Source organism: Shewanella cyperi (genome assembly GCF_017354985.1).
Classification (GTDB): Bacteria; Pseudomonadota; Gammaproteobacteria; order Enterobacterales; family Shewanellaceae; genus Shewanella; species Shewanella cyperi.
Map to the genome: position 1 here is coordinate 813641 of NZ_CP071501.1, position 12197 is coordinate 825837.

Sequence of the window (12197 nt, forward strand, 5' to 3'; positions counted from 1 at the left end):
GATATAGGGAAAAGCTATGGATGTTAAAGAAAAAGAATATTTTTCCTAAGCCAGCATTATGCCTATGCTAATGCCATTCGCAAATTCCCCGGACACTTTTGCCCGGGAGTTCACATAACCGCAGCCCTAAGCTCTGCCGACCAAGTTCGGAACTTAAGCGCCAAAAATAAGGACAACCCTATGACCCGCGTTCATTTTGACTGGCAAGACCCGTTGCAATTCAATTCCCTGCTGACCGAAGAAGAGCGGATGATCCGCGACATGGTCCATGGCTATGCCCAGGACAAGCTGATGAGCCGGGTGCTGATGGCCAACCGCGAAGAGCACTTCGATCGCGAAATCATGAACGAGCTGGGTGAACTGGGCCTGTTGGGGCTCACCTTGCCGGAACAGTACGGCTGCGCCAACGCCAACTATGTCAGCTATGGTCTGGTGGCCCGTGAAGTGGAGCGGGTCGACAGCGGTTATCGCAGCGCCATGAGCGTACAGTCCTCGCTGGTAATGCACCCTATCTACGCCTACGGCTCCGAGGCCCAGCGCATGAAGTACCTGCCCAAGCTCGCCACCGGTGAGTGGGTCGGCTGTTTCGGCCTGACCGAACCCGATGTGGGCTCGGATCCTGCCGGGATGAAAACCCGCGCCGAGCGCATCGATGGCGGCTATCGCATCAACGGTGCCAAGATGTGGATCACCAACAGCCCCATAGCCGATGTGTTCGTGGTTTGGGCCAAGCTCGACGGCGTGATCCGCGGCTTCGTGCTGGAGAAGGGTATGAAGGGTCTGTCTGCACCCAAGATTGAGGGCAAGTTCTCCCTGCGTGCCTCCATCACAGGTGAAATCGTCATGGACAACGTGGAAGTGGGCGAAGATGCACTGCTGCCAAACGTTGAGGGTTTGAAAGGTCCCTTTGGTTGCCTCAACAAGGCGCGCTTCGGTATCGCCTGGGGCGCATTGGGCGCCGCCGAATTCTGCTGGCACGCCGCCCGTCAGTACAGCCTCGACCGGATCCAGTTCAACCGTCCCCTGGCGGCCACCCAGCTCATTCAGAAGAAGCTGGCCGACATGCAAACCGAAATCACCACGGGTCTGTTTGCCTGTCTGCAGGCCGGTCGCCTGATGGATCAGGATGCCCTGCCGGTGGAAGCCATTTCCCTTATCAAGCGTAACTCCTGCGGCAAGGCGCTGGATATCGCCCGCGTCGCCCGTGACATGCACGGCGGCAATGGCATCAGCGACGAATTCCACGTTATCCGCCATGTGATGAACCTGGAAGCCGTCAACACCTACGAAGGCACCCACGACATCCACGCGTTGATCCTGGGTCGTGCCCAAACCGGCATCCAGGCCTTCGGCTGATTGCATTATTCCAGGGGGCCGACGGCCCCCTGCTTTTTTGTCGAACCCGGGGGCTTGCAGTCTGGCCCCCGGCATTTTGCCGTGGCCGGTTGCGGCCGCGGATGACGCCACTCAGGGTGGCCTTGCAAGGCAGGATGGGCAATGGAAGACAGAGCGATAGCCATAGACAAACAATTTCTGGAGCGGGTCGGCGACGGCTCGGTCCTGAACATACTCAATGACATCAGCGAGGGCTGGGATCACCGCAGCCTGGGGCTGAGCGACGCCGACTTTGTTGGTATCTTCGAATCCCAGCTCAAGAGCCGTTTGCTGGATTTGGAATCGCGGCGCATGCGGGCCCGCAATCAGGGTTTTTATACCATAGGTTCCTCGGGGCACGAGGGCAACGCCGCCGTGGCCGCAGCGCTGCGGCCGACGGACATGGCATTTTTGCACTACCGCAGCGGCGCCTTTATGGTGGAGCGTGGTCGCCAGGTACCGGGGGAAACCCAGCTGTGGGATATGCTGCTGTCCTTTGCCGCCTCCAGTGAAGATCCGATTTCCGGCGGTCGCCACAAGGTGCTGGGCAGCAAGACCCTGCTGATCCCGCCCCAGACCTCCACCATTGCCTCCCACTTGCCCAAGGCCGTGGGTGCCGCCCTCAGTATTCCGCTGACCAGTCGGCTCAGGGTTGAGGCCGTGATGCCCCATGATGCCCTGGTGATGTGTAACTTCGGTGATGCCTCGGCCAACCATGCCAGCGCCCAGACCGCCATCAATGCCGCCGGTTGGGCCGCCTATCAGGGCGTGCCGCTGCCGCTGATGTTTGTCTGTGAAGACAACGGCATAGGCATTTCCACCTCCACCCCCAAGGGTTGGATCCGCGCCAACTTTGAGCACAGGCCCGGGATCCAGTATTTCTATTGTGACGGCCGCGATCTGCTCGACACCTTCAAGGTGACCCGCGAAGCCGCCGACTGGTGCCGTCGTCACCGTAAGCCCGTGTTCCTGCATGTGCGCACCGTGCGCCTGATGGGCCATGCCGGCAGCGATGCCGAAATTGCCTACCTGCCGAAGGAGCGTATTTTTGCCACCGAGGCCCAGGATCCATTGCTGGTGAGTGCCGCCCAGCTGATCGATGCCGGTCTGATGACGCCTGCGGCCATTGTCGACTTGTACCAGGAACTCAAGGCCCGTATCGGCGCCATCGCCCTGGTGGCCGCCGGCAGGCCCAAGCTCACCACAGCCAAAGATGCCATGGCCAGCATAGTGCCACCCAAGGCCGATGTTGCCCCCATAACTCCGCTGGACGAGGCCCAGCTGGGCGAACTGTTCAAGGCAGACCGCCAGTCCATCGGCAAACCGGTGCACATGGGCAAGCTGATTAACCTGGCCCTGACCGAACTGATGGCCAGCCGCGACAACATAGTGATTTGCGGTGAAGACGTGGGCAAGAAAGGCGGCGTCTACGGCGTGACTTCGCGCCTGGTGGACCGCTTTGGTCCCAACCGGGTGATCAACACCCTGTTGGATGAAACCTCCATTCTGGGTATGGCCACGGGTATGGCCCATAATGGCCTGCTGCCGATCCCGGAGATCCAGTTCCTGGCCTATGTCCATAACGCCGAAGATCAGATCCGCGGTGAGGCCGCGACCCTGTCCTTCTTCTCCAATGGTCAGTTCACCAACCCCATGGTGATCCGCATCGCCGGTCTGGCCTACCAGAAGGGCTTTGGCGGTCATTTCCACAATGACAACTCCTTCACCCTGTTCCGGGATATTCCCGGGCTGATCCTCGCCTGTCCATCCAATGGCAAGGATGCGGTGGAGATGCTGCGTGAATGCGTGCGTCTGGCGCGGGAAGAGCAGCGGGTGGTGGTGTTCCTCGAACCCATTGCCCTGTACATGACCCGGGATCTGCATGAAGCAGGCGACAGCCTGTGGGCCGCCGATTATGTGCCCGAACGCGAGGCGACCCCCATAGCGCTCGGCGAACCCGGCATCCACGGCAAGGGCAAAGACCTGTGCATCATCACCTACGGCAACGGTTATTTCCTCAGCCGCCAGGCCGAGAAGCAGCTCAGGGAGCAGGGCATAGACTGCACCATAATGGACTTGCGCTTCCTGGTGCCCCTGAACGAGCAGGCCATAGCCGAGCAGGCGAGCCAATGCCGCCACGTGTTGATTGTCGACGAATGTCGCCGCAGCGGCTCGGTGTCCGAGGCCATAGTCACGGCACTGCATGAACGTCTGGGGGCGGCTTGTCCGCCGCTGGCACGCCTTAACGCCGAGGACTGCTTTATTCCGCTGGCCGATGCCGCCACCCTGCCGCTGCCGAGCCGCGACAGCATAGTGGCCGCAGCCCTTGCCCTGGTGCAAAAGGGCACGGCAGACATAATCAACATGGAGGCCCGCGCATGAGCCAGACAACAGAAAACCGCGTCAAAGAGCGGGTAGTGGTCATAGCCCCGGGCCGTGGCTGCTACAACAAGGAAGAGCTGGGCTACCTGGCGCGGCTGCATCCCGACAAGCAGGACTTTATTGCCGATATCGACAGTTACCGCCGGGCCTGTGGCCAGAGTTCCATTGCCGCACTGGACGGTGAATCCAAGTATTCCTTCAAGCTGCACACCCCGGGCGAAAATGCCTCGGCACTGATCTACGCCTGTGCCATGGCCGACTTTATGGACATAGACAGGGAGCGCTTTGAGATAGTGGCGGTCACGGGCAACTCCATGGGCTGGTACATAGCCCTGGCGCTGGCCGGCGCACTGGATGCCGAAGGTGCCATCGGGGTGATCAACACCATGGGCTCCATGATGGCCGATGGCCTTATCGGCGGTCAGTTGATTTATCCCGAAATGGATGACAAGTGGCACAAGGATGACGCCAAGAGCGCGCTTATCGACAGTGTCATAGCCCAGGTGAACCAGACCGAGGGCTGTGCCCTGTTCACGTCCATCTTCCTCGGTGGCTACCGGGTGTTGGCGGGCAACGAGGCCGGCCTCAAGCTGGCCGAAAGCCTGCTGCCGTCACTGGAAGATCGCTACCCCATGCGGCTGTATAATCACGGCGCCTTCCACTCGCCGCTGCTGGGGGCCATTTCCGAGCGCGGCAAGCGCGAGCTGCCCGAAAGCCTGTTCCGCAAGCCCGCCATCCCCATGGTGGACGGCCGCGGGCAGATCTGGACCCAATACAGCACAGATACCCACAAACTGTGGGATTACACCCTGGGGCATCAGGTGCTTGAGCCCTATGACTTCAGCAAGGCAGTGGCGGTGGCGGTCAAGGAGTTCGCGCCGGATCGGGTGTTGGTGCTGGGGCCGGGCAATACCCTGGGTGGCCCTGTGGCCCAGAGCCTTATCGACATCAACTGGTTTGGCTGGGCCGACAAGGCGAGCTTCAGCGCTGGCCAGGCCGAGGATCCGCGGATGTTGGCACTGGGAATGGAAAGCCAGCGCTCGGCGGCACTGAAACAAAAATAACCTTCCAAGGCCCCCTCAGCGGGGCCTTGATTTTTCACCGTCCCCGCAGCTTGGCAAGCGGTGCGGGGGCGGGCCTCTATTCGGCTTTAGCCTGTATCCCGGGTTAATCCAGGGACGTCAGTGGCTGGTAGCCCATCTCGTTCAACTGTTCGTTGAGGCAGCCCAGCAAGAATTTTTGCATGTCGGCGGCTTCCACCTGATCTTCCAGGGCAATTTGCTGACACACGGCCTTGATCTGCACTACATCTTCCGTGGGGGCGGGGGGTAAATCCGTGACCGGCTCATCCTCGGTGGCGCTGAGCGGCTGTGACAGCAGGGCCAGCAACAGGACAGACAGGGAGGAGAGGGCGGGGAGGTTACGCATTTTTTTTCCTTTAACTTAATAGGTTACCGGCCAATGGTGACGCTTGGCACCATTCCAATGCCGGTGACGGCGCCATTCTGACAGCTGAGTCAATAGTTGCATATTGATATATTTTCCCATTGTCGGTGAGCAAATTTTTCCTTGATGTCTTTTCGGCAACCCTTGCCTGTTGGCCTTTTAAGCTGGCATATTCAAGTAGTTATTTTTCAAGGAATATTCATCATGTATCCCGAACCACTGCAAGATCAGAAGGGGCGCATCAAGCTGCGTCACAGCGAGGAATCAGATGCTGCCGCCGTGCGTGCCATCTATGCCCAGCCCAGTTGTTTCGCCTCCACCCTGCAGGCGCCCTTTCCATCCCTGGCCCGCTGGCAGCAAAGACTCGGCAGTCTGCCGGACAATTGCTACAGCCTGGTGGCCGAAATCGATGGTGAAGTGGTGGGCCAGATTGGCATGGAAGTCTGTGCAGCCCCCAGACGCAAGCACGTGGCAACCCTGGGTATGGCGGTCAGTGAAGATTTTCAGGGCATAGGCGTGGGCTCGGCCCTGTTGGCGGCCATGATGGACTTGGCCCATAACTGGCTGGCGGTGCGCCGCATCGAGCTTGAGGTGTACACGGACAATCATGCGGCCATTCGCCTGTATAAACGCCACGGCTTTGTTATTGAAGGCGAGGCCATAGGCTATGGCTTTCGCAACGGTGAATACGTGGATGCCTTCCTGATGGCCAGCCTGAGAGAATTCAGTTGAATCATTTGCCGGGGCAGATGCACCGGCTTGGATTACACTTTATCCGGGTAATATTCCGAAGGAGCTGTCGCCATGATCCCCAAAGCTTGTATCAAGCTTGGTACCACCACGACCTTTGACAGTCGCAAAGCGCCGCAGCAGCTGCTGCAGCCCCATATCCCCAAGGCCGGATTCCATTGCCGGCTGGAGTTGCTCAGTGGTGAGCTGGACTACCTGAGCCTGCGCGCTGATGGGCAGCCATTGCAGCTCAGGCTCAAGGCCAATGAACGGGTGCTGTTGCACTCGGGTCACAGCTATTGCCTCAAGCCCCTGGCGGAAACCGCACAATTCCGCTTCAGTGTGTTCGCCACACCGGGTCAGGGGAGCCCGGGAGAGCAGAGCCTGAGCCAGTTTCTTGCCCCCGGCAGCGATAGCTGAGGCTGCTCAAGGGTATTGATTGCGCACCGCGGGGATATCGCTCAAGTACTCGACAAACTCCACCTCGAAACCATCGGGGTCGAGGAAATAGAGATTGCGACGGCCGCTGTCCGGTGCCCCGTCCTTGGCCACAGGAAACCCGGCCTGCGCCAGTCTTGCCACCAGGGCATCCAAGTTATCCACCACAAAGGCAAAGTGAGCCAGGCCCGTCTGGTGACCGCTCAGATCCCGGTTATCCCCCTCGCCATCGTTATTGAGCGCCAGGTATTGATAGTCATCGCCAAAGTGCAGCCATTGACGCGGCTTGCCGTACCAACTGCCCTCTCCGCCGCCGCGCACTTGCCAATGGGGGAAGGCCGCCCGGTAAAAACTCAGGCTGCGCTCAAGGTCTTTTACCACCAGGTTGATGTGTTCCAGTCTGATCATGATTGACTCCTTGTAAGGTTATTCGGCACCAGAGACCCTGGTGTCATGCCGTTGCATTCTTGCGGATATCCACCCGCCAGGGTGGGCTCAGGCGGTTGTCGCCACCATGGAACAACACCACCTGGTTGCCGGCGGGATCCCTGAGTCTGGCCTCCCGCCACAGCCAGCGCTCGTCCCTTGGCAAGGATTCAAAAGCCAGGCCCGCCTGCTGCAATTCTTCCACCCAGGCATCAAGCCGGTCCGATTCAAAGTAAATGCGCCAGCCGCTCTCTTGCAGCATCTGCGCATCCACCAGGTGCAGGGAAAAGCTGCTGTCACCCTCGGGGCAGACAAAGCGGGCATAGTGGGGGGTGTCCACTATCTGGATGGCACCCAGGGTCAGGTAGAAGTCGACTGCGGCGGCGAGATCTGTCGCCGGCAGGGTTATTTGGTTCATTCTCATCAGTTATCTCCTTACATGCCGTAACGGAAAGGATCCCGGTATTCTTTGAGTGGTTGCAGCGCCCTCGCGTAATGCCCAAGCAACTCCAGGCTGGCATCTATGCGCTCACGGATGGCGATATCGTGTGGCAGTTGCGCTTCCCTGGGCTGGGGATGGAGCATTTCATCCACGTCCCGGACTATGATGTTGGCGGGGATAAATACCAATTTGTTGTTTTTATTGCCGCTTTGCATCAGTTCCCCCAGGGGGAACACGCCGTTGATGCCGGCGCTGACCGACACCAACAGCGCCGGTTTGTGGCCGGTGACCGGCACGCTGGCGTTCATCAGCAATTGCTTTAACAGTGGTGTTGCCATGCCGCTCCACTCGGGGGTGATCAGTATGTAGGCGTCCGATGCGGCCAGTTTCGGCTCCAGCACCTGCCAATCGGTGCCCTTGCTTTCCTGGCTGTCGCCATCCCAAAAGGGCAATGACAGCTCGGCCAGATCCACCACTTCCAGTTGTGCAAAGTGTCCCTGGCGTTCCGCTTCCTGTGCCAGAAAGCGCGCGACCCGGCCGCTTTGGGAGGGGTGACGTTGGCTGCCGTTGATTATGGTGAGTCGCATTTTATAAATCCTTTGGTTTGCAAATTAAATTGTAAACTAATTGGTTTATTTAATCCTGTAAAGATAAAATAAATAAAAAAGTTTACTTAATCTGAAGATCAGCAATAATGCTGACAAGCACAGTAAGTACCGGATACAGATGAAGACCACAGACAAGATCCTTGAGCGCCTGAAATTGCATGGCCCCCAGACCGCCAACGAACTGGCGGCCGAGCTGGGATTGACCTCCATGGGGGTGCGCCAGCATCTGCTGTCTTTGGAGGCCCAGGGCCTGCTGGGTTTTGAGGACAGGAGCGAGGGCCGTGGTCGTCCGGCGCGGTATTGGTGCCTGACCGAGGCCAGCCAGAACCATTTTGGCGATCGCCACGAGGATCTGACCCTGAGACTGATAGAGTCGGTCAAGGTCATCTTCGGCGATGAGGGGCTGGACAAGCTTATAGGTCACAGGGAGCAGGCCAGCGCGGCTCAATATGCTGCGGCCATGGCCGACTGTGATGATCTGCGCGCCAGATTGGAAGCCCTGGCGACGGAGCGCAGTCGTGAGGGCTATATGGCCGAGGTGCAAGAGGATGAGCGTGGTCTGTGGCTGCTGGAAAACCACTGTCCCATCTGTGCCGCCGCCCGTGAGTGCCAGAATTTTTGCCGCTCCGAGCTTAAGCTGTTCAGCGAGCTCTTGGGGCCCGGGGTCAGCGTCAGCCGCGAGGAGCATATCCTCGGTGGCGCCCGTCGCTGTGCCTATCTGATCAAGGTCGACTGATATGCGCGGCAAAAGGGGGCGGCTCGACCGGCTGCTGGCGGTGCATTTGCAGATCCCGCGCAAAAGCGTGCGGGCCCTGTTGGCCGAAGGTCGCATCAGCCTCGATGGTGATACTGTCAGCGCGCCGGATCTCCAGGTGGACGAGTTTTGCAAGTTGGCGCTGGATGGCGAGTTATTGCTGGGCTGGGATCCCGTCTATCTGATGTTGCACAAGCCCGCCGGGATCCTCAGCGCCACCAGTGACGCCGAGCAGGCAACGGTGATGCAGTTGTTGCCCGAGGCGCTGCATCCCGGGCTGCATATAGTGGGACGGCTCGACAAACACAGCTCGGGTCTGGTGCTGCTGACCAACGACAGCCGCTGGTCCGAGAGCCTGATGCAGCCCGATGCCCATGTGCCCAAGTTGTACCGGGTGACCCTGGCCAACCCCATAGCGCCGGAGGCGGTGCAGGCCTTTGCCGAGGGCATGTATTTCGATTTTGAGGATATCACCACCCGCCCGGCCCGCCTGGTCATAGAAGCTCCCCGGGTGGCACTGGTGGAGCTGACCGAGGGCCGTTACCATCAAATCAAGCGCATGTTTGGCCGCTTTCGCAATCCTGTTGTGGCACTGCACCGCCTCAAGGTGGGCAATATCAGCCTGGATGCCTCTTTGGCACCGGGACAGTGGCGCCATTTAGGTGCCGCAGAAGTGGCCGATGCCAGAAAAATAGTTGAATAAGGACAATAAGATGTCAGCTGAATTGCAAATCGAGGATATCAAGCTTGGCGACGGCAAGACCGTGGTCAAGGGAGCACTCATTACCACCCATTACGAGGGCTTTCTCGCCGATGGCAGCAAGTTCGATTCCTCCCGCGACAAGGGCCGTCCCTTCCAGTGCGTAATAGGCACAGGTCGGGTGATCAAGGGCTGGGATCAGGGCCTGATGGGCATGCAGGTGGGCGGGGTGCGCAGGCTTAAAGTGCCGGCTCATTTGGCCTATGGTGAGCGGCAGATGGGCGATAAGATACCGCCCAATTCCGATCTGACCTTTGAGATAGAGCTGCTGGAAGTGCTGACCCGGGACGACTGAGCCGGGCGCCTTGTCCTTCAGCCGGTCTGCTTGCTGTTGTCGAGGGTTTTCTTGTCGTAATACTCGAACGGAAACAAATTGCGCAGCCTCTGGATTATGGTTTCTCCCACATTGGCGGATACGTGCAACCGCACATCCCCCAAGCGTTCGGCCCGCACAGTGCAGGTCAGTTTCTCCGCCTTGGCAATGGCCCGGCATTCACGCTCGAATTTTTCCGGGATCTTGCCCTTGTGACTCACCAGACGGCCCTGTTTGAAATGCATTTCGAACAGGGTTAATCCCTTGCGACTGCCGGCAAAAAACAGCCGGTACAGCAAGGCGAGACCTATGAGGACAAAGACGATTTTCAGCACTGTGGCTACCATGGCATTTCCTTGTGGTGTTTTTGTTAAAGATACCCCCTAACTTTTGTCCGGAAAAGAGTCCGGGATCGCAAAAATCGCTCTTGTCCGCGGCGGGTGGAAGCTCTACCCTGATACAGCAATAATGCGGCCGGATAGAGGAAGGAATCATGTCACTTGCCAATGCCCGAGGATGGGCTCAGGTCTGCGATAAGCAGATCCAAATACTGCAGAATTTGCAGTCCACATTCCCGCAGCGCCAGAGCGCCCTGACGCGCCTGAGTCAGCAGTGGAGCGAATTGAAGCAGCAGCTCAATGACGGCAAGGTGCCGCGCCTGGCTCAGTAGCCAATTCAACAACAGAAACCGCCCAAGGGCGGTTTTTTTATGGCCGGGAGATACTTGTAAAAGCCGCCCCAATCGGCCTAGTCTGGGTGTAGTTGCTTAAGCGGCGGGTAACTGCCGGCCGCGCACTCAGGTACAGGGAGGATGTATGGGGATAGCCAAAAAGCGCAGTGACTGGGAACATCTGGCCGCCAGCCTGACCATTAATGGCCGGGCCTTTATCAATGGCAGCTATGTGGAGGCCGCGGGCGGCGACAGTTTCGACTGTATCAGTCCCATCGATGGCCGGGTGCTGGCCAAGGTGGTCAGCTGTGGCCCCGAGGATGCCGACAGGGCCGTGGCCGCTGCCCGTGAAAGTTTCGAGTCCGGCAGCTGGTCGCGCCTGGCGCCGGTTAAACGCAAGCAGGTGATGCTGCGCTTTGCCGAGCTGCTGGAGACCCATGCCGATGAACTGGCACTGCTGGAAACCCTCGACATGGGCAAGCCCGTGTCCCATGCCCGCAGCGTCGACCTGCCGGCCGCCGCCCGCGCCATTCGCTGGTCCGGCGAGGCCATAGACAAGCTCTATGGCGAGCTGGCGCCCACGGCACACAACGAAATAGGCATGATCACCCGCGAGCCCATAGGTGTGGTCGCCGCCATAGTGCCCTGGAACTTTCCCCTGTTGATGGCCTGCTGGAAGCTGGGGCCGGCGCTGGCCGCCGGCAACAGCGTGGTGCTCAAACCCTCGGAAAAATCGCCGCTGACCGCCATTCGCATGGCGGCCCTCGCCAAAGAGGCCGGGATCCCCGACGGCGTGCTCAATGTGCTGCCCGGTTTCGGCCACCTGGTGGGCGAGGCACTGGCGCTGCACATGGATGTGGACACCCTGGTGTTCACCGGCTCGACCCGGGTGGCACGGCAGCTGATGATCTATGCCGGCCGCTCCAACATGAAACGGGTCTGGCTGGAGGCCGGTGGCAAGAGCCCCAACATAGTCTTTGCCGATGCCCCGGATCTGGGACTGGCCGCCAGGGCGGCAGCCGAGGCCATCGCCTTCAATCAGGGCGAGGTGTGCACCGCGGGCTCACGCCTCCTGGTGGAGTCACCCATCCGCGATCAATTCATCGCCCAGGTAAGGGCCGAGCTGGCCAAGTGGCAGCCGGGGCACCCGCTGGAACCCGAAACCCGCTGTGGCGCCCTGGTGGACCGGCAACAGTTGCAGACAGTGCTGGGCTACATAGCCGCAGGCCGGGAGGAAGGCGCGACCCTGGTGCAGGGCGGCAATCAGGTGCTGCAGAGCACGGGCGGTGTTTACGTGGAGCCGACCCTGTTTGACGGGGTGCACAATCAGATGAAAATCGCCCGGGAAGAGATCTTCGGCCCAGTACTGTCTGTGATTGAATTTGACGGCATGGAGCAGGCCATAGCCATAGCCAACGACAGTATTTACGGTCTGGCGGCGGGGGTCTGGACGGCAGACTTATCCAAGGCCCACCGCATGGCCAAGGCGCTGCGCTGCGGCTCTGTCTGGGTTAATCAATACGATGGCGGTGATATGACGGCCCCCTTCGGTGGCTTCAAACAATCGGGCAACGGCCGGGATAAATCCCTGCATGCCTTTGACAAGTACACCGAAATCAAGGCCACCTGGATAGCCATCTAGCGTCGTTCGCCCTTGCCGCTGAGGGCTGGGGCTTCAGGCAGACGACGCTAAAGCCTGCTAATATTGATAGTTGCAAGGTGCTGTATTTCAAAGCTTAAAGCTTGGCAGCTCCCGGCAATATCAGTCCGTGGTGTGGTTGTCAGCATCCGGTGAAGGGTGTAACGTCGAAGACGTGACCCGAGATGGATGGACTGCGCCGCCACAAGAAGGTGA

At 59.4% G+C, this 12197-nt stretch carries 15 protein-coding genes; 10 read left to right on the forward strand and 5 right to left on the reverse strand.

Going from position 1 to position 12197, the window contains the following annotated elements; genetic code table 11:
- Positions 1-180 precede the first annotated feature (180 nt).
- From JYB84_RS03345 to JYB84_RS03355, 3 genes are all read left to right on the forward strand, one after another.
- Positions 181-1356, forward strand: a complete 1176-nt coding sequence (locus JYB84_RS03345; RefSeq protein WP_207322042.1) for an acyl-CoA dehydrogenase — start codon at positions 181-183, stop codon at positions 1354-1356.
- 141 nt (positions 1357-1497) lie between these two features.
- Positions 1498-3756 (forward strand): dehydrogenase E1 component subunit alpha/beta, encoded by a 2259-nt coding sequence (locus JYB84_RS03350; RefSeq protein WP_207322043.1) that lies wholly within the window; start codon positions 1498-1500, stop codon positions 3754-3756.
- Entirely contained in the window at positions 3753-4820 is a 1068-nt protein-coding gene (locus JYB84_RS03355; RefSeq protein ID WP_207322044.1) for an ACP S-malonyltransferase, read from the forward strand. The genes JYB84_RS03350 and JYB84_RS03355 overlap by 4 nt, the downstream gene beginning before the upstream one ends.
- 103 nt (positions 4821-4923) lie before the next feature.
- Here the strand turns inward: JYB84_RS03355 and JYB84_RS03360 are convergent, their stop codons facing one another.
- Complete coding sequence (locus JYB84_RS03360; protein ID WP_228289680.1) at positions 4924-5184, reverse strand: hypothetical protein; 261 nt, start codon at positions 5182-5184, stop codon at positions 4924-4926.
- Between the two features lie 222 nt (positions 5185-5406).
- On the opposite strand from JYB84_RS03360, the gene JYB84_RS03365 reads away from it, so the two are divergent.
- Positions 5407-5934, forward strand: coding sequence for a GNAT family N-acetyltransferase (locus JYB84_RS03365; RefSeq protein ID WP_207322045.1), 528 nt, complete (start codon positions 5407-5409; stop codon positions 5932-5934).
- 72 nt (positions 5935-6006) lie between these two features.
- Positions 6007-6351, forward strand: a complete 345-nt coding sequence (locus JYB84_RS03370) for a DUF1971 domain-containing protein (RefSeq protein WP_207322046.1) — start codon at positions 6007-6009, stop codon at positions 6349-6351.
- A gap of 6 nt (positions 6352-6357) precedes the next feature.
- On the opposite strand, the gene JYB84_RS03375 is transcribed toward JYB84_RS03370, so the two are convergent.
- From JYB84_RS03375 to JYB84_RS03385, 3 genes are read right to left on the reverse strand one after another with little or no spacing between them, the layout of a single operon-like run.
- Positions 6358-6777 (reverse strand): VOC family protein, encoded by a 420-nt coding sequence (locus tag JYB84_RS03375; RefSeq protein ID WP_207322047.1) that lies wholly within the window; start codon positions 6775-6777, stop codon positions 6358-6360.
- A gap of 43 nt (positions 6778-6820) precedes the next feature.
- On the reverse strand, positions 6821-7219 hold the full coding sequence (locus JYB84_RS03380) for a VOC family protein (protein ID WP_207322048.1): 399 nt from the start codon (positions 7217-7219) through the stop codon (positions 6821-6823).
- Positions 7220-7230: 11 nt separating this feature from the next.
- A complete protein-coding gene (locus JYB84_RS03385) occupies positions 7231-7824 on the reverse strand; it encodes an NADPH-dependent FMN reductase (RefSeq protein ID WP_207322049.1) in 594 nt (197 codons plus the stop codon).
- Between the two features lie 139 nt (positions 7825-7963).
- Here JYB84_RS03385 and JYB84_RS03390 point away from each other — a divergent pair, with 139 nt between their 5' ends.
- From JYB84_RS03390 to JYB84_RS03400, 3 genes are read left to right on the forward strand one after another with little or no spacing between them, the layout of a single operon-like run.
- On the forward strand, positions 7964-8581 hold the full coding sequence (locus JYB84_RS03390; protein WP_207322050.1) for a helix-turn-helix transcriptional regulator: 618 nt from the start codon (positions 7964-7966) through the stop codon (positions 8579-8581).
- Position 8582: 1 nt separating this feature from the next.
- Complete coding sequence (locus JYB84_RS03395; RefSeq protein ID WP_207322051.1) at positions 8583-9302, forward strand: pseudouridine synthase; 720 nt, start codon at positions 8583-8585, stop codon at positions 9300-9302.
- 10 nt (positions 9303-9312) lie between these two features.
- Complete coding sequence (locus tag JYB84_RS03400; protein WP_207322052.1) at positions 9313-9654, forward strand: FKBP-type peptidyl-prolyl cis-trans isomerase; 342 nt, start codon at positions 9313-9315, stop codon at positions 9652-9654.
- Between the two features lie 17 nt (positions 9655-9671).
- Here JYB84_RS03400 and JYB84_RS03405 read toward each other — a convergent pair whose 3' ends face one another.
- The gene (locus JYB84_RS03405) at positions 9672-10019 is read right to left on the reverse strand and encodes a DUF3634 family protein (protein WP_207322053.1); all 348 of its coding nucleotides are present in this window, start codon (positions 10017-10019) and stop codon (positions 9672-9674) included.
- A gap of 146 nt (positions 10020-10165) precedes the next feature.
- On the opposite strand from JYB84_RS03405, the gene JYB84_RS03410 reads away from it, so the two are divergent.
- Positions 10166-10342 (forward strand): hypothetical protein, encoded by a 177-nt coding sequence (locus JYB84_RS03410; RefSeq protein WP_207322054.1) that lies wholly within the window; start codon positions 10166-10168, stop codon positions 10340-10342.
- A 145-nt stretch (positions 10343-10487) separates the two neighbouring features.
- Positions 10488-11984, forward strand: coding sequence for an aldehyde dehydrogenase (locus JYB84_RS03415; protein WP_207322055.1), 1497 nt, complete (start codon positions 10488-10490; stop codon positions 11982-11984).
- The last annotated feature ends 213 nt before the right edge of the window (positions 11985-12197 follow it).

Bases quoted from the DNA above. Each gene is read 5' to 3' on its own strand.
- JYB84_RS03370 (WP_207322046.1), top strand. From the start codon at position 6,007: ATGATCCCCAAAGCTTGTATCAAGCTTGGTACCACCACGACCTTTGAC.
- JYB84_RS03410 (WP_207322054.1), top strand. From the start codon at position 10,166: ATGTCACTTGCCAATGCCCGAGGATGGGCTCAGGTCTGCGATAAGCAG.
- JYB84_RS03390 (WP_207322050.1), top strand. From the start codon at position 7,964: ATGAAGACCACAGACAAGATCCTTGAGCGCCTGAAATTGCATGGCCCC.
- JYB84_RS03365 (WP_207322045.1), top strand. From the start codon at position 5,407: ATGTATCCCGAACCACTGCAAGATCAGAAGGGGCGCATCAAGCTGCGT.
- JYB84_RS03405 (WP_207322053.1), bottom strand. From the start codon at position 10,019: ATGGTAGCCACAGTGCTGAAAATCGTCTTTGTCCTCATAGGTCTCGCC.
- JYB84_RS03400 (WP_207322052.1), top strand. From the start codon at position 9,313: ATGTCAGCTGAATTGCAAATCGAGGATATCAAGCTTGGCGACGGCAAG.
- JYB84_RS03380 (WP_207322048.1), bottom strand. From the start codon at position 7,219: ATGAGAATGAACCAAATAACCCTGCCGGCGACAGATCTCGCCGCCGCA.
- JYB84_RS03395 (WP_207322051.1), top strand. From the start codon at position 8,583: ATGCGCGGCAAAAGGGGGCGGCTCGACCGGCTGCTGGCGGTGCATTTG.
- JYB84_RS03350 (WP_207322043.1), top strand. From the start codon at position 1,498: ATGGAAGACAGAGCGATAGCCATAGACAAACAATTTCTGGAGCGGGTC.
- JYB84_RS03375 (WP_207322047.1), bottom strand. From the start codon at position 6,777: ATGATCAGACTGGAACACATCAACCTGGTGGTAAAAGACCTTGAGCGC.
- JYB84_RS03385 (WP_207322049.1), bottom strand. From the start codon at position 7,824: ATGCGACTCACCATAATCAACGGCAGCCAACGTCACCCCTCCCAAAGC.
- JYB84_RS03360 (WP_228289680.1), bottom strand. From the start codon at position 5,184: ATGCGTAACCTCCCCGCCCTCTCCTCCCTGTCTGTCCTGTTGCTGGCC.
- JYB84_RS03345 (WP_207322042.1), top strand. From the start codon at position 181: ATGACCCGCGTTCATTTTGACTGGCAAGACCCGTTGCAATTCAATTCC.
- JYB84_RS03355 (WP_207322044.1), top strand. From the start codon at position 3,753: ATGAGCCAGACAACAGAAAACCGCGTCAAAGAGCGGGTAGTGGTCATA.
- JYB84_RS03415 (WP_207322055.1), top strand. From the start codon at position 10,488: ATGGGGATAGCCAAAAAGCGCAGTGACTGGGAACATCTGGCCGCCAGC.